The sequence below is a fragment of the Scytonema sp. UIC 10036 genome (assembly GCF_009725235.1).
In genome coordinates, this window is record NZ_WJFC01000170.1 from 10,001 (window position 1) to 29,916 (window position 19,916).

Here is a 19,916-nt window from a genome sequence, read left to right on the forward strand (position 1 = left end):
GGCTCCATACCCCCCACAAGGGGTATCTCCACGCCTCCCACCTATCCTGCGCAAGCCAAGCCCGGACCCAATTCCAGACTACAGTAAAGCTTCATAGGGTCTTTCTGTCCTGGTGCAGGTAGTCCGTATCTTCACAGACATTCCTATTTCGCCGAGTCTCTCTCTGAGACACCATCCAGATCGTTACGCCTTTCGTGCGGGTCGGAACTTACCCGACAAGGAATTTCGCTACCTTAGGACCGTTATAGTTACGGCCGCCGTTCACCGGGGCTTCAGTCGTCAGCTTTAGGGAAACCCCCTGACCAACTTCCTTAACCTTCCGGCACTGGGCAGGCGTCAGCCCCCATACTTCCAATTGCTTGTTTGCGGAGACCTGTGTTTTTGGTAAACAGTCGCCTGGATCTCTTCACTGCGACCCACTTTCGTGGGCACCCCTTCTTCCGAAGTTACGGGGCCATTTTGCCGAGTTCCTTAGAGAGAGTTATCTCGCGCCCCTGAGTTTTCTCAACTTCCCCACCTGTGTCGGTTTCGAGTACGGGTTTGATGTTTTCATCACAGCCATAACTTTTCTTGGCACTATCTTTCACAACTCGGCATCCTTAGACACCTCCCAATCCATTCAGGGCGTTGCTATTTTTCATGCGATTTATCTCTGCTCCCACATCAAAGTTCGGGATTGTTCACCCGATGTCCATCGACTACGCTTTTCAGCCTCGCCTTAGGTCCCGACTAACCCAGAGTGGACGAACCTGCCTCTGGAACCCTTGGGGTTTCGGGGCTAGGGATTCTTACCCTAGTTTGCGCTACTCAAGCCGACATTCTCACTTCCGTCTCGTCCACAGCTGCTTGCCGCTACTGCTTCTACCTATCACGGAACGCTCCCCTACCAACAGACAATGATGAATTATGAATAATAAATTATGAATTGTTTTTTCGCCATTCATAATTCATAATTCATAATTCATCTTTTCTATTCCACAGCTTCGGTACATCGCTTAGTCCCATTCATTTTCGGCGCAGGAGCGCTTGACCAGTGAGCTATTACGCACTCTTTCAAGGATGGCTGCTTCTAGGCAAACCTCCTGGTTGTCTATGCACTCCCACCTCCTTTACCACTGAGCGATGATTTTGGGACCTTAGCTGGTGGTCTGGGCTGTTTCCCTCTTGACGATGAAGCTTATCCCCCACCGTCTCACTGGTAACTCTCCACTGAGTATTCTGAGTTTATCTCGATTTGGTACCGGTCTCCCAGCCCGCACCGAAATAGTGCTTTACCCCTCAGTTTTTCTGTTACCGCTGCGCCTCAACACATTTCGGGGAGAACCAGCTAGCTCCGAGTTCGATTGGCATTTCACCCCTAACCACACCTCATCCGCCGATTTTTCAACATCGGTCGGTTCGGACCTCCACTTGGTGTTACCCAAGCTTCATCCTGGACATGGTTAGATCACCCGGGTTCGGGTCTATAAATACTGATATCTCGCCCTCTTCGGACTCGCTTTCGCTTTGGCTTCATCTTTGACTTAACCTACCAGTACCTATAACTCGCCGGCTCATTCTTCAACAGGCACGCGGTCATCCGTTGAATCGGACTCCCACTGCTTGTCAGCTCACGGTTTCATGTTCTATTTCACTCCCCTCAACGGGGTTCTTTTCACCTTTCCCTCGCGGTACTTGTTCGCTATCGGTCACACAGTAGTATTTAGCCTTACGAGATGGTCCTCGCTGATTCACATGGGATTCCTCGTGCCCCATGCTACTCGGGATGAAGCTTCTATCCTTGAGTTTTTGACTACAGGACTTTCACCTTCTCTGGTGCAGTATTTCGCTGCTTCGTCTCACCGCTAGATTCGATGTTGCTTTCCCACTACCCCAACAAGTTAACCTGTTGGTTTAGGCTCTTCCCCTTTCGCTCACCACTACTTAGGGAATCTCTGTTGATTTCTTTTCCTCCAGCTACTAAGATGTTTCAATTCACTGGGTTCGCTCTTTCGTTTTTGGGTTGCCCCATTCGGACATCTCCGGCTCAAAGCATGCTTCCTGCTCCCCGGAGCTTTTCGTTGGTAACCACGTCCTTCTTCGCCTCTGTGTGCCTAGGTATCCACCATGAGCCCTAATTCACTTGACCACTATTTTTGCTCATTGCTAATGGCTAATAGCTCATTGCTAATCGTATGAAACAATTAGCCATTAGCCATTAGCCATTAGCTCTTAGCTATTAGCTCTTATCGCGTTTCTATGCAGTTTTCAAGGTTCTGGCTGGATTTCTACCCAGCAGTCTTGTCCCAATTCTCTGACAAGTTGCTGAATTTCTTCCTCAGATGATTCTTTTGGCTTGACTGCCTTACAATGATGACGAACCAATCATAGTTTGAAAGCCAATTTTCTTTCCTCGCACGACCTGGGATGTCTGAAAATTATGAATTGTGAATTGTAAATTTCATCATTCACCATTTCTCATTCATAATTCAGTTGGTCTCCCTAAAAGGAGGTGATCCAGCCACACCTTCCGGTACGGCTACCTTGTTACGACTTCACCCCAGTCACCAGTCCTGCCTTCGGCATCCTCTTCCACGAATGGTTAGAGTAACGACTTCGGGCACTACCAGCTCCCATGGTGTGACGGGCGGTGTGTACAAGGCCCGGGAACGAATTCACTGCAGTATGCTGACCTGCAATTACTAGCGATTCCACCTTCACGAAGCTGAGTTGCAAGCTTCGATCTGAACTGAGCCATGGTTTATGAGATTTGCTTGCTATCACTAGCTTGCTGCCCTCTGTCCACAGCATTGTAGTACGTGTGTAGCCCAGGACGTAAGGGGCATGCTGACTTGACGTCATCCCCACCTTCCTCCGGTTTGTCACCGGCAGTCTTCTTAGAGTTCCCAACTTAATGATGGCAACTAAGTACGAGGGTTGCGCTCGTTGCGGGACTTAACCCAACATCTCACGACACGAGCTGACGACAGCCATGCACCACCTGTGTTCGCGCTCCCGAAGGCACTCTCTCCTTTCAGAGAGATTCGCGACATGTCAAGCCCTGGTAAGGTTCTTCGCGTTGCATCGAATTAAACCACATACTCCACCGCTTGTGCGGGCCCCCGTCAATTCCTTTGAGTTTCACACTTGCGTGCGTACTCCCCAGGCGGGATACTTAACGCGTTGGCTCCGGCACTACGCGGGTCGATACGCGTAACGCCTAGTATCCATCGTTTACGGCTAGGACTACTGGGGTATCTAATCCCATTCGCTCCCCTAGCTTTCGTCCCTCAGTGTCAGTTCTGGTCCAGCAGAGCGCTTTCGCCACCGGTGTTCTTCCCGATCTCTACGCATTTCACCGCTACACCGGGAATTCCCTCTACCCCTACCAGACTCCAGTCTCTCAGTTTCCACTGCCCTTATCTAGTTGAGCCAGACTCTTTGACAGCCGACTTGAGTGACCACCTGCGGACCCTTTACGCCCAATCATTCCGGATAACGCTTGCATCCTCCGTATTACCGCGGCTGCTGGCACGGAGTTAGCCGATGCTGATTCCTCAAGTACCTTCATTTTTTTATTCCTTGAGAAAAGAGGTTTACAACCCAAGAGCCTTCCTCCCTCACGCGGTATTGCTCCGTCAGGCTTTCGCCCATTGCGGAAAATTCCCCACTGCTGCCTCCCGTAGGAGTCTGGACCGTTTCTCAGTTCCAGTGTGGCTGATCGTCCTCTCAGACCAGCTACCGATCGCCGTCTTGGTGCGCTCTTACCACACCAACTAACTAATCGGACGCGAGCTCATCTTCAGGCAGCAAGCCTTTCACCCTAAGGCACATCCGGTATTAGCAGTCGTTTCCAACTGTTGTCCCAGACCTGAAGCCAGATTCTCACGCGTTACTCACCCGTCCGCCACTATCTCCGAAGAGACCGTTCGACTTGCATGTGTTAAGCATACCGCCAGCGTTCATCCTGAGCCAGGATCAAACTCTCCGTTTTGAAGTGTTTCTGCTGTAGACACACCATACTGCGTCTCTACAACATCTTGGCTACTTATTGTTTTTTTGTTTTGGGTTTCTACCCGCAACTTAATTTCTTGACGAGGTTTTAAATTGCTTGGCTTTCAAACTATTGCTTTATCTTGGTTCGGTTGTGTGGGCGCTTTTCTCTCTCGCTTCACACTTTATCCAATATAACAACCCGTTCTGGCTTTGTCAAGGGGTTCTGCTGATTTTTTTGGAAGTTTCTGGAGAAATAGCTCAAACCCTTATCAAGTAACAGTTTCAAAGCATTGGCAATTTTTCGGCTTTCAAACTTATCTATAACATTATGTATTGGTTCAGGATGTCAGCTTTGATTTGGCTAGCTGCCACTCCTTTTAGGATAGCTCAAATTTTTCGTGTAGAGTCAAGCTCCTGTTGGAGGGGCGTTTCTTCCACTAACCAACCCTACCTTTGACTTAAACCATTGTCGGCGATCGTCAACTAAATATTGTATTTTCCAAATTAAGGCTTGATAACTTACAAAAAGAATTTGCATAAAAAATCGAAATTTTTCTTTAAAATTCACGAAGAGCACTCCTATTTATCTTTTTCAAGTCTTTTATTTCTCCATAAAGGACGTTTTTAGAGGATTGGTTCATTTTTCTTACCCAAACAGTATTTTGTTATAGTTTTTCATCATTCAGTAGTGTAGAAAATAACTAACTTTTACTAAAATTCAAAAAAACACTAAGATTTACAAAAATTGCCTAACAATTAAGGCTTTAGGCAAAAACTGAAGTAATAAAACCTCAATTTCTTCTGCCTCTCGCCCCAGGCGCTTTTTTTTGAGACTCTACCAGACATAGGAGTAAAAAAGAGCGCCGGTGAACTCTAGTGTACCCGCATTAATAGTAATGTTGACCGCATTACCTGTTGAATTAGTTTTCACAACATTTCTAACCTAGCTGTTCTGGTTCACCTTTACAGTAGCTGTGGAATTTAAGATGACATCTTGTGAAGTTGAACTCACTGCACTCGATCTCACTCTCATGCCCGCATAAATCGCTCTCTGCCCAAAAATATTGATATTCCGAGCATCAATTACTACATTTCCCCAATCCTTACTAATAATTTCAACTTTTGCTTGCTTGACAAGTGATACATCTAATTTCTGTATATTCTCTGAAAAACGTATATTCAAATTATTAGCACTATGCAAAAGCTCTGCTGTTCTCAAGGTGCTCATTCACCAAGTTTATTTGACCATCTAAAAGCTGGATACTAACAGCATTGAAGCTAAAGTGCAAGACTGTTTGCGATCGCAAACGAGCTTCCCTGAACTAATACCTTTACAAGTGCCATGTAAGGGTAATGTCAAAGAAAATTGTGTAAAAATCAGACACTTTTGTGTAATGCAACCCCCTAACGGGTGAAATACCAGTTTTGAGTTTTAAATTTTTCCCCCTCAATGCTGAACTCCTGGTTATAAAAGATGACGCTGGCTTGATAAAAGATTACACTGTGGAATATGTTATGTTCTGTTTGTTTGCTTGTAGCAACACTTACATACATTTAATGCCATTGATAAACATCGTTAAAATCAAATTCTATATCAAAAGTCAGTTATGTCAGTTCATCAACGTGGTTGCGGTGCTACCGCCGATCTAATTATTGGTGTTCCAGATCGCGAAAGCCATGCCATGCAGCGTAATGCTACAGCAGTAGGTGCTCTCGCCAAACGCAAAGGAACAATCTCTACCTTTCTCGCGCCCTTAACTCAGGATACCTTTAAGCAAGTTGTTACCGAAGTTGAACAAAAACTACGGATCGTCAATCAAACCCTGTCCATGCTGGATTCTCAGGGATTTGAAACAATTTTGCAAGAAATGTTACACTCCATAACCCTAAAAACCGGGGAGTTATTGGGTGCCGATCGCACGACAATTTTTTTACTTGATGAGGAAAAGCAAGAACTGTGGTCTATTGTGGCAGAGACAGAGGGCAATCGCTCCTTAGAAATTCGCATCCCAGCCGATAAAGGTATCGCTGGTGAAGTTGCCACTTACAAAAAAGTGGTTAATATTCCTTTTGATTTTTACGACGATCCCCGTTCGTTATTTGCTCAGGAACAGGAAACAAGAACAGGCTATCGCACCTACACAATGCTAGCTTTACCACTGGTGAATGAGGAAGGCGAACTTGTCGCAGTTGTACAATTGTTAAATAAATTAAGATCTCCCAACAATCCAGATGCACCATTGTCAGAACGTATTGACCTAAAAGGTTTTACAGAAGCTGATAAACAATTATTTCAAGAATTTGCACCTTCTATAAGGCTGATATTAGAATCCTCTCGTTCCTTTTACATAGCAACTCAAAAACAAAGAGCGGCAGCCGCCCTCATGAAGGCAGTAAAATCCCTCAGTCAAAGCAGCCTTGACTTGGAAGATACCCTCAAGCGGGTGATGGCTGAGGCAAAAGAACTTATGAACGCCGATCGCAGTACGTTATGGCTAGTAGACCGTGAAGCTGGACAATTGTGGACAAAAATTACCCAGGATGACGGTTCTGCGAAAGAGTTACGAGTACCCATTGGCAAAGGTTTTGCGGGAATAGTTGCTGCAACTGGTAAAACGCTCAATATTCCTTTTGACTTATATGACAATCCAGATTCCGAGACAGCCAAACAAATAGACCAACAAAATGGTTATCGTACCTGTAGCTTGCTTTGTATGCCTGTCTTTAATGCAGATGGAGATTTGATTGGCGTCACCCAGCTAGTGAATAAAAAGAAACCCGGAGATTTTCTCCCCTACAACCATGCTAATTGGCCGAACGCTCCTGAGTGCTTCCAAGCAAGCTTCGATCGCAATGACGAAGAATTTATGGAAGCGTTTAACATTCAAGCAGGAGTAGCGCTGCAAAATGCCCAATTATTTGCTACAGTTAAACAGCAAGAGCAACTACAGCGAGATATCCTCCGCAGTCTTTCCAACGGAGTGATTTCCACTGATAAAGCCGGTCAAATTATTATTGCCAATGAAAGTGCGAAGCGTTTACTTGGTGTGAACCCAGAAGAACGCTTGGAAGGTAAACTCGTGAGCGAAGTTATCAATATTAAAGAAGGTGATTTTCGCAGGTGGTGTCAAGCAGCTTTAAACACAGCTGATTTAAAATACCGCGAACAGTACTATCCAGATCGAACGCTGCTGACTCCCAGTGAAGACCAGAACAGTATCAATTTGTCAATCAATACAATTGCCGATGCCAGCGACGCCAAACAAGTCAGGGGGGCGTTAGTGGTTATGGATGATATCAGTGATGAAAAGCGGCTCAAAAGTACTATGTACCGCTATATGACTCAGGAATTAGCGGAAGAATTACTGAAATTAGATGATGCAAAATTGGGAGGCGATCGCAAAGAAGTTTCCATCTTATTTTCTGATATTCGAGGCTACACCACTCTGACAGAAAATCTAGAAGCAGAGGAAGTAGTCAGTATGCTGAACGAATACTTTGAATCAATGGTAGAGGCAGTTTTTCAGTACAAAGGCACGCTAGATAAATACATTGGTGATGCCATAATGGCTGTATACGGTTCTCCCTTGCCTTTACACGAACATGCTTGGATGGCAGTACAATCGTCAATAGAAATGCGCCATCGATTGAAAGAATTTAATGCCCGCCGTCGTTCCACAAACAAACCAACAATTAATATTGGGATTGGGATCAACTCTGATATCGTCATTAGCGGTAATATTGGTTCGAGCAAACGGATGGAATTTACAGCGATTGGTGATGGCGTCAATCTTGGCTCTCGATTGGAAAGTGTGAGCAAGCAGTACGGATGCGATATTATTATCAGTGATAATACTTACGAACCTTGCAAAGAACAAGTATGGGCGCGAGAACTAGATTATATTCGCGTCAAAGGTAGAAATGAGCCAGTTGCTATCTACGAGCTCGTTGGTTTGCGTTCCGATTCAATTTGCAGTCATCAATTGCAAGCGATCGAACATTATCACCAAGGTCGTCGGTATTATATCAATCGTGACTTTGAGCGTGCCAGAAAAGAATTTGCTAAAGTTTTAAAGATTGACAGCAAAGACACTGCAGCAATGTTACACATACAGCGCTGTCAGCACTGGTTACAAAATCCCCCATCCGATAAAAATTGGGATGATGGTGTGTGGACTTTTAAGGAAAAATAAAATTTATTTTGTTTATGGTGCAATCTACTCAGTTAATTTTGCGGTCATTCGTAGCATTTATTTATGAGCGATCGCAAAAAGTTTTACAAAAACTGTGTGTAAATCTTCGCGCTTGTTTGGTTCTACATTTTCATTCATCCTTTATCACTTGGTGGACTAATCTCTGTGAGTTCTTGTGCATACCACTTGTGAGCGATCGCAGCAAGCCGATCTAGGACAACAATAAGGTCTTGGGCTTGTTCAGTTAAACCGTAAGTGACTTGAGGTGGGATAGTTGGCTCATAAGTTCGGTAGATAATTTCTGCCTCCTTAAGCATCCGCAGTCTTTCAGTCAGAACTTTTGAGGAAATACCTTCTATTTGACGTTTCAAAGCACCAAAGCGAGTTGGCCCATTATTACGTAAAATCCAAAGAATATAGAACGTCCAAGGTCCACTCAGTATGTTGAACAGAGTAGCTATCGGGCAAGTTACAGTTTCTTTAGATTGATTAGGCATAAATAATTCAAAAATCCAGTAAACTTGTACTGATTAGTATCCGAAACGGTATCTACATAAACGTTCTAGACAAAACAGCATTATAATTTAGTTTCTTTGGGGTGTCGCAGTTACTTGAAAGTAGCTACCTTACATTCTAAAATAGTACTGATAATAACTATTAGTACAAATTTATCTGCGTCCATCTGCGGTTAATTCAATATCTTGTACCTTACAATTGTAGAGACGCTTCAAACAAAGACTGAGACACGATTATTAGCAGAATCGCTGATAAAAATGTTCTTTGTTTCTTCTTGCACATCTATACCTTGAGGTAGAAAAAGATTTCCTCTTTCAATTCCAGGGCTACCAATACTACGCTCATAGGTTAATGTTGAAGACTTGGCTTGAGTTGCTGTTGCCAAGACCATTAACATTGCACTGACCACAGTCATTGACAACCTTTTTACCAATTCCATAATGTAGGACTCCTGTTTGTGTGACTTTTCGCAATACGAATCTCGATCGCTCGTGCTTACAAACCCATAGCAAGACAGATCCTTCAGTCTGTGGCTGTGGAGTTTTACTGAATTTGAATATTTTCAGTAATGATGAATACTTTGATAACTACCCTCACCCAGAGGACGTTCGTCAAAGAGGTCAGGGAAGCATACCTGTTCGCGCAGCGTCTCCGATAGGAGAATTGCATCCTTAACCAGTGTATGCCTAGCGACTTCACGTTTGTGACTTGGTTTAGGTTTGTTAGGATTTGGAGTTGCAATGACTCAGTAGCGAAAAGTGAAGCAGTGTTAGTAGCTAAAATCTCCTGATTGACGTAAAATCTGGTAGACTTATCTAAACCCTGCATTACCCATCTTCGCAAAACATTGTAGAGACGTTTTAAACTGTCTTTACAAGGATTTTATGCAATTTAAATGAATTCTGCTCCGATTCGCGTCAACGTTAGAATCACAGGAATAAATTATGAAACTGGAAGGAAAGGTTGCGTTGGTTACAGGTAGCAGCCAGGGTATTGGACAGGCGATCGCAATTCGTCTGGCACAGGAAGGAGCAAGTATTGTTATCAACTACCGCTCGCATCCTGAAGGGGCAGAAGAAACCTTATCTAAGGTAAAGGCTGCAGGTGGTCAGTGCCAAATGGTTGATGGATTTACAATCCAGGCAGATACTGGAACAGTCAGCGACGTGCAACGCATGATTGCAGACAGCGTTTCTCACTTCGGCAAGCTGGATATTTTGGTGAACAATGCAGGGATTGAAAAGAACGCTGATTTTTGGAATGTGACGGAAGCCGATTATGATGCCGTAATGAACGTAAATCTCAAAGGAGTTTTCTTTGCCACCCAAGCATTTGTAAAACATCGGCTCGAAATAAAGCAACCGGGCAAGATTATTAACATTAGTTCCGTACACGAAGAATTGCCCTTTCCTCACTTTACTGCTTACTGTGCCAGCAAAGGTGGATTGAAGATGCTGACTCGTAATTTGGCAGTTGAACTAGCTCCTTATGGTATTACCATCAATAATGTTGCTCCAGGGGCGATAGAAACTCCCATCAACACTAAACTCTTGAACGATCCAGAAAAGTTGGGAGTACTCCTCAAAAATATTCCCTTAGGACGATTGGGACAACCAAGAGATGTTGCCTCTATTGTGGCGTTTCTGGCTTCTGCTGAATCGGATTACGTAACAGGAACCACGTTCTTTGTTGATGGTGGATTGCTTTGGAATTATCAGGAGCAATAGAGGCGAGAGCCTTTTGTAACTTTTATCGAAGGACAGTTCAACTCATGACTCCAGAAGAAATAAGATTGCAGCAGGATCGAGAACGTGTCGCTTATTGGAAACGTTGGGGACCTTATCTTAGCGAACGGCAGTGGGGTACGGTGCGGGAAGATTACAGTCGCGATGGAACGGCTTGGGATTATTTTCCCCACGAGCAAGCTCGATCGCGCATTTACCGTTGGGGTGAAGATGGCATTGCGGGAATTTCTGATAGCCGACAGCGTTTGTGTTTTGCGATCGCTCTTTGGAATGGGAACGATCCAATTTTGAAAGAACGCTTGTTTGGACTGACGGGGACGGAAGGCAACCACGGCGAGGATGTAAAAGAGTATTATTTTTATCTCGACAATACTCCCACCCATTCCTACATGAAATGCTTGTATAAGTACCCCCAACAAGCATTTCCCTATTCGCAACTGGTGGAAGAAAATCGGCGCAGAAACAAATTTGAACAGGAGTTTGAGCTACTCGATACGGGTGTCTTTGAGGAGAACCGCTATTTTGATGTCTTCGTAGAGTATGCTAAAGCAGCACCAGAAGATATTTTGATTCAGATTGCGATCGCGAATCGAAGCTCAAAAACCAGTACTCTTCATCTACTGCCAACACTTTGGTTTCGCAACCTCTGGGCTTGGAATCCCAATTTTGAGCAGCCCTTTATCAAAGTTGTTCAGTCAGACACCAATTTCAGTTTAATTGAAGCCGAGCATTCAACATTGGGAACTCGTTGGCTGTATTGCGAAGCAGGCGCAGAACTCCTCTTTACGAATAACGAAACCAATTACGAACGATTATTTGGTGTCACCAATAGTTCACCTTATGTTAAAGATGGCATTAACGAATATATAGTCAACGGGCAGACAGCCGCCGTTAATCCAAATCGCATAGGCACAAAGTTTTCCTCCCACTACACATTATCCATTGCTCCAGGTGAAACTAAAGTGGTGCGCTTGCGGTTGAGTGATGTGCAAACGCTGACAGATCCATTTGGCGCTGAATTTGACACAATTTTCAAGACTCGTATTGCTGAAGCTAACGAGTTTTACCAGCGCGTTAATCCTTTCCCCATATCAGAGGATGAGCGCAACATTCAACGACAGGCGTTTGCTGGATTGTTGTGGAGCAAGCAATACTATCACTACGTCGTCCATGACTGGCTCAATGGCGATTCCAAACAACCATCACCTCCACCAGAACGGAAAGTAGGGCGCAACCACGAGTGGATTTCTTTGTTTAGCGAAGATATTCTCTCAATGCCAGATAAGTGGGAATATCCTTGGTTTGCGGCTTGGGATTTGGCGTTTCACCTGATTCCTTTAGCTGCCATAGATCCAGATTTTGCTAAGTTGCAACTGGATCGCTTGACACGGGAATGGTATATGCAACCTAACGGGCAATTACCTGCTTATGAATGGGCATTTAGTGATGTCAATCCACCCGTACAAGCATGGGCAGCCATGCGCGTTTATCAAATCGAGCAGAAGTTTTACGGACGAAGAGATCGCTCTTTTTTACAACGCGTTTTTCACAAGCTGTTGCTCAACTTTAACTGGTGGGTAAACCGTAAAGATGTGGAAGGTAACAATGTCTTTCAAGGTGGGTTTTTAGGGCTGGACAATATCGGTGTCTTCGATCGCAGCAAGGAACTTCCCACGGGGGGCTACCTGAATCAGGCAGATGGTACAAGCTGGATGGGGATGTACTGTTTAAATATGCTAGCCATCGCTCTAGAGCTAGCGAAAGACGATCTGGTTTACGAAGACATTGCCAGCAAGTTCTTTGAGCATTTTCTCTACATTGCTGATGCTATTGATGGCATTGGCAATGCGGATATTTCCTTGTGGGATGAGGAAGACGGCTTCTACTACGATGTGCTGCGGTTGCCTGACAATCGGCAGTTTGCCTTGAAAGTACGATCTATGGTAGGATTAATACCCCTATTTGCCGTCGCGGTTTTACAATTAGAAACTTTACACCAGTTCCCTGGGTTCAAACGACGCATGGAATGGTTTATTCGGAACCGTCCCGATCTCAAACAGAATGTTGCGTGTATGGAAACACCGGGGGTGGGTGCGAGAAGGCTTTTGGCGATCGCCTATCGAAGCAAGCTGCAACGCATACTGCAACGGATGTTTGATGAGAATGAGTTCTTTGGCACATACGGGATTCGCGCATTGTCAAAGTATCATTTAGAGCATCCCTATACGTTGCGTCAAGGCGAGCACGATTACTGCGTCCGCTACGAACCTGCGGAATCCACCACAAGTCTATTTGGTGGTAATTCCAACTGGCGCGGTCCCATTTGGTTTCCAGTCAACTACTTAATTCTTGAAGCACTTTGGACATTTCATGACTATTTTGGAGATAATTTTAAATTAGAATGTCCCACAGGTTCGGGGCAATATATGACTCTGCGGGAAGTGGCAATCGCACTATCCAAGCGCTTAATTGCTATCTTTCAACAGGATGCCACAGGTCGCCGTCCGGTATATGGAGGTCTTGAAAAGTTCCAATCCGATCCCCATTGGCGGAATTACATTTTGTTTCATGAATACTTCCATGGCGATAATGGAGCGGGAATTGGAGCCAGCCATCAAACAGGGTGGACGGGGTTGGTTGCTAGCATGATTCTCCAAATTTCCGAATACCGATCGCAGGAGGAGGATGGTGGAAATCTTTAGGAAGCATTTACCGGAATACTTAATGGAAGCAGCAGAACTGGGAATATTTATGATTTCTGCTGGAGTGTTTACCTGCATATTTGAGTATCCCGGTTCTCCCATTCATCAGGCAATTTCCAATGGAGATCTCCGGCGATTTTTTATCGGTATAGCTATGGGGTTGACAGCAGTTGCTCTCATTTATTCTCCATGGGGCAAGCAATCCGGCGCACACATGAATCCGGCTGTCACGCTTACCTTTTATCGCTTGGGGAAAATTAAACGACAGGATGCTGTTTTCTACATTCTGTTTCAATGTCTGGGTGGATTGGTTGGTGTATGCTTGGTGGCATTATTGCTGGGGAAAGTGTTCACGCAACCACCTGTGAGCTATGTTGTTACAGTGCCAGGAACACTGGGTTGGGTTGCGGCTTTGTTGGGTGAACTAGTCATTGCATTTCTCATGATGATGACTGTTTTGCTGACTAGTAACAATCAAAAACTCAATCGCTTCACAGGGTTATTTGCTGGATTTTTGGTGATGCTTTATGTCTTTTTTGAAGCTCCCCTATCTGGCTTTGGCATGAACCCCGCTCGCACCTTTGCCTCTGCCTTTCCATCTCAAATTTGGACGGCATTTTGGTTGTATGTTATTGCGCCACCAGTTGGGATGTTGCTGGCATCAACATCATATCAATATCTATTTGGACAGCGAGCAGTTAAGTGCGCCAAATTGCATCACGAAAACCACAAACGCTGTATTTTTCGCTGTGGTTACAACCGTAATGGCAACATTGATTTGAGCGATCGCCTTCCCATTTCAGGAAAAAATTCATGACAACAAACACCCATTATGATGTCATCATCATCGGTACCGGGGCTGGTGGTGGCACTTTAGCTTATCATCTTGCGCCCAGTGGTAAGAAGATTTTAATTTTGGAAAGAGGTTCGTTTTTGCCGAGGGAAAAGGAAAACTGGAGTGCGCTGGAAGTATACCAACGAGAGCGATACCATACCCAAGAGCAGTGGTATGACGTGAATAACAAACCCTTCCGTCCTGCAATGAATTACTGGGTTGGTGGTAACACAAAAGTTTATGGTGCAGCTTTATTGCGATTGCGGGAACGCGATTTTGAGCGGGTAGAACACAAGGACGGTATCTCACCAGAATGGCCGTTGAAATATCATGACTTTGAACCGTATTATACTCAGGCAGAGCAGCTTTACGATGTTCGGGGTCAAGCAGGTGTAGATCCTACAGAGCCTTTTAGAACTTCACCTTACCCTTATGCTCCAGTACATCACGAACCTCGAATGCAAGAACTGGTGGATTGTCTACAAGGGGCTGGGTTGCATCCGTTTCATTTGCCGTTGGGATTGAAGCTGAATGAAGTTGATAAAACTCTGGGAAACTGTATTCGTTGCAATACTTGTGATGGCTTTCCTTGTCTGACTCGTGGCAAAGCTGATGCTGATGTGAATTGCGTTCAGCCCATTCGCCATCATGCAAACATCACTTTACTGACGGAAGCTAGAGTTACTCGATTGCATACGAGTCCTTCTGGTCAAGAAGTTACGCAAGTAGAAGCCCAAATTAGTGGGGAGCCTCAATTTTTTACAGGCGATATTATTGTGGTTTCTTGCGGTGCTATTAACTCGGCTGCATTGTTATTGCGATCGCACAACGACAAACATCCCAATGGATTGGCAAATAGTTCCGACCAAGTAGGTCGCAACTTGATGAAGCACGTCTGTATGGCAATGGTACAATTAAATTTAAAAATTAATCCATCTGTTTATCAAAAAACAATTGCCATTAGCGATTTTTACTGGGGCGAACCTGACTTTCCCTACCCCATGGGATTGATACAAAATACTGGCAACGTACTAGCAGATATGTTACCTGCCGAAGTTCCCGCACTGCTAGCTCCATTATTAAAAATGCGACCGGGAGCAGAACTGAAAACTGTTGCCGATCGCACTGTAGGATGGTGGTTGCAAACGGAAGATTTACCCGATTCCGAGAATCGCGTGCGGGTGGAGGGCGATCGTCTTTACTTAAACTACAAACCTAATAACCTGGAAGCAGGCGATCGGTTAGCTAAACGTTGGGTGGGAATTCTTAAGAAGGGCGATCGAGCGGAACATTTAGTTCCTTTCAGTCTTTATCCTCGTAACATGATGCCACTACAGTCAGTTGGGCATCAAAATGGGACTTGTCGATTTGGGGAAGATCCAACAACTTCCGTACTGGATATCAATTGTCGTACTCATGACGTTGATAATCTCTATGTTGTTGATGGCAGTTTCTTTCCATCTAGTTCTGGTGTTAATCCTACGCTGACTATTATTGCCAATTCATTAAGAGTAGGGGATCTCTTGTTACAACGATTGAAGTAATATCTTTAGAACTAGGCGTAGATATAACGTCGCACGTCTCTAGTATCAGCTACCTTATATCTACGCTGTCGTTCCGCACCCAATGAATGATTGAGTAATATGGAAGAGTATTTGAAACCTAGCGAAGTCATCGACTGGCAGCATCCGGAGATTACGAAATCTGATTGCCATGTTTAATCCAATCAGTCACATAGAACTTTTCCCAGATCGAATCTAAATTTATGCTTTTTACTGTTATAACATGAGAGCTTCTACCAAAGGCGTGCATAAATTGAAATGGCTCAGTACAAACACGATCGCTTCTTCAAGTTTTATATCCAATCTTTATATAAAACTAAAGGAAAGACTCTACAAAATATCCCAGTCCACAATGATGAGGACCTCGAAATCGATTTGATGTTTATGGTCGAGGGAGAAAATTCCGGGTGGCTTTCTGAGAATTTAGGTTTATTCGACCAGTTAATGCAAGAACATCCAACAGTGATTATCGAACATTACAGTTCGTATTTAGAAGAAATGGATATTAATAAATCGATGACTCGCAAAAATCTGTATTGGGATAGAAAGCAGAAAGAACTGGTGGAGAACACCAAAGCCAAAACGGAATTAACAAGTTCTCAACCAAGTAAGAAAGAAGCAAAACAACAAATGGAAAATCAAAATCCATTTACGTGGATTCTCACGGTGAATTGCAGTGAAAAACTCTTGAATTTGTGTGGCGCTCAAAGAGCAACTGAATTCGGTGTAGGTGTATATCGACTCCCTCGAATTTTTCGGTTGGGAATTGTGATTATCACCCAATTGGTTGATAGTCCAGAAACGATGTGGCTAAAAATGTTGGGAGATAAACATTCTGCGACTAGCGCTTTTGAATCAATCAAGCAGCTATCGCCGGAGCGCAGGGAAAAAAATGATATAATAAGTGCATGTATAAAATACTGTGTTTACTTACGAGAGATACCTACTGATAGTTTAACTCCGGAGGATGAAGATTTTATGAAAACGATGGCACAAATCGATGCTTGGTATGAGGCTGAAATTAACAAGGCTAAGTTAGAAGGTGAATTTCTAGGTAAGCTAAAAGGTAAGATTGAGTCGGCAAGTACTATAATTCGAGCTAAGTTTGGGGCTGAGGTTCTCACGCCACAGATACTCAGTCAACTTGAACAGTTAAGCGATCAACAACTTGATAATTTTATAGTACTCATGTTTAATTGGCAACAACCCCTTGAGATGGAGTCATGGCTCTCTGGGAGCGAAAAAGTTTGAACGCTAACCTAAGTGCTTATACTCTAAACGGTTAGAAATTGGACTTTTTTGAATGTTTGAAATTTGAGAGTTGGAATACAGTTGCAAAAAATCTGACTAATGTATACGGCGCTATTCTTAATAACAGCAATATGACAATAGCCACTCAAATTTATGCACAGGCGTGACTTTTTCTCTCAAGAAACAGCTAACTGTTGAGTGCGATCGCTAGTGGTATCTTTGAGTCCTATCTGTTGTCCTTGTTCGGAACGAGTTCCTTCAAAGGCTTTACTGTCTTTGAGATCGAAGTGTATGTAATCGGCTCCTTCTCGTTGATTAATTGCGATCTTTTGCAGTGGTTCGCCAGCAGTTTCCGGTACGCTGACAGTGAAGTAGTATGTTGCACCCCACACATAAACATCCTGGCGTTGCATAATAGAGGCATGATCTGAGGGATTCTACTATGCATTGTCAGTACTGCAAGTAAAGCTGAGATTAGAAAAAATGCCGTGCGTGTTCTGCACAGCGCTTAGTAAAATCATTACCAGGATTGCACGCGGGAATACCATTCGGTTCGGGTAACGCCCTGATTGAGAAACTGGCTATGGTTGATGAAAGCGACTAATTAACTCTTCACGAGATAGTAAGAGCAGTAAACTAGTATATTCTTCGATGGGTTGTGCTAAAAGTGATGGAATAACATTAATTAACGAGCGCGTCAAGTGTACCAAAGCGAGCCAGCCAGAGGTTAGCTCTGCTAGCATTATTGTGACTATCCTGCCAGAACATGTTGCCAATGCAACTCCTGTAAAGCGTCGAGTTCCTCCTGCTTCAATGGCTGGCAAAGTTAAAATTTTAGGTGATATTGTCAGCCCTATTGTGGATGAAGAGGACTGGCAATGTCTGAAATAATTGTACAAAGTTACCTTATACAAACCTTAATAAGACACAGCTTTAAGTTTTACTTTATTCTAGTTGTCAGAATTTCGTAACAATAGTAAATATCGTCTACCCTTTTTGATACCCTAGGAACTGCAATACAAGTGAAAAACTCTTGAATTTGTGTGGCGCTCAAAGAGCAACTGAATTCGGTGTAGGTGTATATCGACTCCCTCGAATTTTTCGGTTGGGAATTGTGATTATCACCCAATTGGTTGATAGTCCAGAAACGATGTGGCTAAAAATGTTGGGAGATAAACATTCTGCGACTAGCGCTTTTGAATCAATCAAGCAGCTATCGCCGGAGCGCAGGGAAAAAAATGATATAAATAAGTGTATGTATAAAATACTGTGTTTACTTACGAGAGATACCTGCTGATAGTTTAACTCCGGAGGATGAAGATTTTATGAAAACGATGGCACAAATCGAAGCTTGGTATGAAGCTGAAATTAACAAAGCTAGGTTAGAAGGCAAACTAGAAGGCAAACTAGAAGGCAAACTAGAAGGCAAACTAGAAGGTGAATTTTTAGGTAAGCTAAAAGGTAAGATTGAGTCGGCAAGTACTATAATTCGAGCTAAGTTTGGGGCTGAGGTTCTCACGCCACAGATACTCAGTCAACTTGAACAGTTAAGCGATCAACAACTTGATAATTTTATAGTACTCATGTTTAATTGGCAACAACCCCTTGAGATGGAGTCATGGCTCTCTGGGAGCGAAAAAGTTTGAACGCTAACCTAAGTGCTTATACTCTAAACGGTTAGAAATTGGACTTTTTTGAATGTTTGAAATTTGAGAGTTGGAATACAGTTGCAAAAAATCTGACTAATGTATACGGCGCTATTCTTAATAACAGCAATATGACAATAGCCACTCAAATTTATGCACAGGCGTGACTTTTTCTCTCAAGAAACAGCTAACTGTTGAGTGCGATCGCTAGTGGTATCTTTGAGTCCTATCTGTTGTCCTTGTTCGGAACGAGTTCCTTCAAAGGCTTTACTGTCTTTGAGATCGAAGTGTATGTAATCGGCTCCTTCTCGTTGATTAATTGCGATCTTTTGCAGTGGTTCGCCAGCAGTTTCCGGTACGCTGACAGTGAAGTAGTATGTTGCACCCCACACATAAACATCCTGGCGTTGCATAATAGAGGCATGATCTGAGGGATTCTACTATGCATTGTCAGTACTGCAAGTAAAGCTGAGATTAGAAAAAATGCCGTGCGTGTTCTGCACAGCGCTTAGTAAAATCATTACCAGGATTGCACGCGGGAATACCATTCGGTTCGGGTAACGCCCTGATTGAGAAACTGGCTATGGTTGATGAAAGCGACTAATTAACTCTTCACGAGATAGTAAGAGCAGTAAACTAGTATATTCTTCGATGGGTTGTGCTAAAAGTGATGGAATAACATTAATTAACGAGCGCGTCAAGTGTACCAAAGCGAGCCAGCCAGAGGTTAGCTCTGCTAGCATTATTGTGACTATCCTGCCAGAACATGTTGCCAATGCAACTCCTGTAAAGCGTCGAGTTCCTCCTGCTTCAATGGCTGGCAAAGTTAAAATTTTAGGTGATATTGTCAGCCCTATTGTGGATGAAGAGGACTGGCAATGTCTGAAATAATTGTACAAAGTTACCTTATACAAACCTTAATAAGACACAGCTTTAAGTTTTACTTTATTCTAGTTGTCAGAATTTCGTAACAATAGTAAATATCGTCTACCCTTTTTGATACCCTAGGAACTGCAATACAAGTGAAAAACTCTTGAATTTGTGTGGCGCTCAAAGAGCAACTGAATTCGGTGTAGGTGTATATCGACTCCCTCGAATTTTTCGGTTGGGAATTGTGATTATCACCCAATTGGTTGATAGTCCAGAAACGATGTGGCTAAAAATGTTGGGAGATAAACATTCTGCGACTAGCGCTTTTGAATCAATCAAGCAGCTATCGCCGGAGCGCAGGGAAAAAAATGATATAATAAGTGCATGTATAAAATACTGTGTTTACTTACGAGAGATACCTACTGATAGTTTAACTCCGGAGGATGAAGATTTTATGAAAACGATGGCACAAATCGATGCTTGGTATGAGGCTGAAATTAACAAGGCTAAGTTAGAAGGTGAATTTCTAGGTAAGCTAAAAGGTAAGATTGAGTCGGCAAGTACTATAATTCGAGCTAAGTTTGGGGCTGAGGTTCTCACGCCACAGATACTCAGTCAACT

At 43.6% G+C, this 19,916-nt stretch carries 15 protein-coding genes, 2 rRNA genes and 1 pseudogene (1 of these 18 cut by a window edge); 11 read left to right on the forward strand and 7 right to left on the reverse strand.

Going from position 1 to position 19,916, the window contains the following annotated elements; genetic code table 11:
• From F7734_RS46205 to F7734_RS46215, 3 genes are all read right to left on the reverse strand, one after another.
• Positions 1-2,128, reverse strand: a 23S ribosomal RNA gene (locus F7734_RS46205) (it extends 741 nt beyond the left edge of the window).
• A 356-nt stretch (positions 2,129-2,484) separates the two neighbouring features.
• Positions 2,485-3,973, reverse strand: a 16S ribosomal RNA gene (locus tag F7734_RS46210).
• The 16S and 23S rRNA genes sit together here, the layout of an rRNA operon.
• A gap of 945 nt (positions 3,974-4,918) precedes the next feature.
• A complete protein-coding gene (locus F7734_RS46215; protein ID WP_155751061.1) occupies positions 4,919-5,203 on the reverse strand; it encodes a hypothetical protein in 285 nt (94 codons plus the stop codon).
• A 379-nt stretch (positions 5,204-5,582) separates the two neighbouring features.
• On the opposite strand from F7734_RS46215, the gene F7734_RS46220 reads away from it, so the two are divergent.
• Positions 5,583-8,168, forward strand: coding sequence for an adenylate/guanylate cyclase domain-containing protein (locus tag F7734_RS46220; protein WP_155751062.1), 2,586 nt, complete (start codon positions 5,583-5,585; stop codon positions 8,166-8,168).
• A 134-nt stretch (positions 8,169-8,302) separates the two neighbouring features.
• Here F7734_RS46220 and F7734_RS46225 read toward each other — a convergent pair whose 3' ends face one another.
• Positions 8,303-8,665, reverse strand: coding sequence for a helix-turn-helix domain-containing protein (locus F7734_RS46225; protein ID WP_155751063.1), 363 nt, complete (start codon positions 8,663-8,665; stop codon positions 8,303-8,305).
• 230 nt (positions 8,666-8,895) lie between these two features.
• Positions 8,896-9,123 (reverse strand): hypothetical protein, encoded by a 228-nt coding sequence (locus tag F7734_RS46230; protein WP_155751064.1) that lies wholly within the window; start codon positions 9,121-9,123, stop codon positions 8,896-8,898.
• Positions 9,124-9,143: 20 nt separating this feature from the next.
• On the opposite strand from F7734_RS46230, the gene F7734_RS46235 reads away from it, so the two are divergent.
• The 6 genes from F7734_RS46235 to F7734_RS46260 all read left to right on the forward strand — a co-directional run bounded on the left by F7734_RS46235 (position 9,144) and on the right by F7734_RS46260 (position 16,779).
• Positions 9,144-9,359 (forward strand): hypothetical protein, encoded by a 216-nt coding sequence (locus F7734_RS46235; protein WP_155751065.1) that lies wholly within the window; start codon positions 9,144-9,146, stop codon positions 9,357-9,359.
• Between the two features lie 269 nt (positions 9,360-9,628).
• Entirely contained in the window at positions 9,629-10,411 is a 783-nt protein-coding gene (locus tag F7734_RS46240; RefSeq protein ID WP_155751066.1) for a glucose 1-dehydrogenase, read from the forward strand.
• A 44-nt stretch (positions 10,412-10,455) separates the two neighbouring features.
• The gene (locus F7734_RS46245; protein ID WP_155751067.1) at positions 10,456-13,131 is read left to right on the forward strand and encodes a glucosidase; all 2,676 of its coding nucleotides are present in this window, start codon (positions 10,456-10,458) and stop codon (positions 13,129-13,131) included.
• Positions 13,115-13,948 carry an aquaporin gene (locus F7734_RS46250; protein WP_166482569.1) on the forward strand — a complete coding sequence of 278 codons (834 nt, stop codon included), beginning with the start codon at positions 13,115-13,117 and terminating at the stop codon, positions 13,946-13,948. Before F7734_RS46245 ends, F7734_RS46250 begins: the two co-directional genes overlap by 17 nt.
• Positions 13,945-15,510: a GMC family oxidoreductase gene (locus F7734_RS46255; RefSeq protein ID WP_155751068.1), complete on the forward strand. Its 1,566-nt coding sequence runs from the start codon at positions 13,945-13,947 to the stop codon at positions 15,508-15,510. The genes F7734_RS46250 and F7734_RS46255 overlap by 4 nt, the downstream gene beginning before the upstream one ends.
• Before the next feature lie 276 nt (positions 15,511-15,786).
• Positions 15,787-16,779, forward strand: coding sequence for a hypothetical protein (locus F7734_RS46260; protein ID WP_155751069.1), 993 nt, complete (start codon positions 15,787-15,789; stop codon positions 16,777-16,779).
• Positions 16,780-16,955: 176 nt separating this feature from the next.
• Here the strand turns inward: F7734_RS46260 and F7734_RS46265 are convergent, their stop codons facing one another.
• Positions 16,956-17,192: a DUF2808 domain-containing protein gene (locus tag F7734_RS46265; RefSeq protein WP_155751070.1), complete on the reverse strand. Its 237-nt coding sequence runs from the start codon at positions 17,190-17,192 to the stop codon at positions 16,956-16,958.
• Between the two features lie 238 nt (positions 17,193-17,430).
• Here F7734_RS46265 and F7734_RS46270 point away from each other — a divergent pair, with 238 nt between their 5' ends.
• Complete coding sequence (locus tag F7734_RS46270; protein WP_155751071.1) at positions 17,431-17,670, forward strand: hypothetical protein; 240 nt, start codon at positions 17,431-17,433, stop codon at positions 17,668-17,670.
• A 434-nt stretch (positions 17,671-18,104) separates the two neighbouring features.
• Positions 18,105-18,425 (forward strand): hypothetical protein, encoded by a 321-nt coding sequence (locus F7734_RS62500; RefSeq protein WP_207714369.1) that lies wholly within the window; start codon positions 18,105-18,107, stop codon positions 18,423-18,425.
• Positions 18,426-18,601: 176 nt separating this feature from the next.
• On the opposite strand, the gene F7734_RS46280 is transcribed toward F7734_RS62500, so the two are convergent.
• Positions 18,602-18,838 carry a DUF2808 domain-containing protein gene (locus F7734_RS46280; protein WP_155751070.1) on the reverse strand — a complete coding sequence of 79 codons (237 nt, stop codon included), beginning with the start codon at positions 18,836-18,838 and terminating at the stop codon, positions 18,602-18,604.
• Between the two features lie 238 nt (positions 18,839-19,076).
• Between F7734_RS46280 and F7734_RS46285 the strand changes: the two genes are divergently transcribed.
• The gene (locus F7734_RS46285) at positions 19,077-19,316 is read left to right on the forward strand and encodes a hypothetical protein (protein WP_155751071.1); all 240 of its coding nucleotides are present in this window, start codon (positions 19,077-19,079) and stop codon (positions 19,314-19,316) included.
• A 142-nt stretch (positions 19,317-19,458) separates the two neighbouring features.
• A pseudogene (locus F7734_RS46290) lies at positions 19,459-19,916 on the forward strand (hypothetical protein); the annotation flags it as partial.

Coding starts and splice junctions, on each gene's coding strand:
- F7734_RS46215 (WP_155751061.1), bottom strand. CDS start 5,203: ATGAGCACCTTGAGAACAGCAGAGCTTTTGCATAGTGCTAATAATTTG.
- F7734_RS46225 (WP_155751063.1), bottom strand. CDS start 8,665: ATGCCTAATCAATCTAAAGAAACTGTAACTTGCCCGATAGCTACTCTG.
- F7734_RS46260 (WP_155751069.1), top strand. CDS start 15,787: ATGGCTCAGTACAAACACGATCGCTTCTTCAAGTTTTATATCCAATCT.
- F7734_RS46285 (WP_155751071.1), top strand. CDS start 19,077: ATGGGTTGTGCTAAAAGTGATGGAATAACATTAATTAACGAGCGCGTC.
- F7734_RS46265 (WP_155751070.1), bottom strand. CDS start 17,192: ATGCAACGCCAGGATGTTTATGTGTGGGGTGCAACATACTACTTCACT.
- F7734_RS46280 (WP_155751070.1), bottom strand. CDS start 18,838: ATGCAACGCCAGGATGTTTATGTGTGGGGTGCAACATACTACTTCACT.
- F7734_RS46250 (WP_166482569.1), top strand. CDS start 13,115: ATGGTGGAAATCTTTAGGAAGCATTTACCGGAATACTTAATGGAAGCA.
- F7734_RS62500 (WP_207714369.1), top strand. CDS start 18,105: ATGAAAACGATGGCACAAATCGAAGCTTGGTATGAAGCTGAAATTAAC.
- F7734_RS46240 (WP_155751066.1), top strand. CDS start 9,629: ATGAAACTGGAAGGAAAGGTTGCGTTGGTTACAGGTAGCAGCCAGGGT.
- F7734_RS46270 (WP_155751071.1), top strand. CDS start 17,431: ATGGGTTGTGCTAAAAGTGATGGAATAACATTAATTAACGAGCGCGTC.
- F7734_RS46230 (WP_155751064.1), bottom strand. CDS start 9,123: ATGGAATTGGTAAAAAGGTTGTCAATGACTGTGGTCAGTGCAATGTTA.
- F7734_RS46245 (WP_155751067.1), top strand. CDS start 10,456: ATGACTCCAGAAGAAATAAGATTGCAGCAGGATCGAGAACGTGTCGCT.
- F7734_RS46255 (WP_155751068.1), top strand. CDS start 13,945: ATGACAACAAACACCCATTATGATGTCATCATCATCGGTACCGGGGCT.
- F7734_RS46220 (WP_155751062.1), top strand. CDS start 5,583: ATGTCAGTTCATCAACGTGGTTGCGGTGCTACCGCCGATCTAATTATT.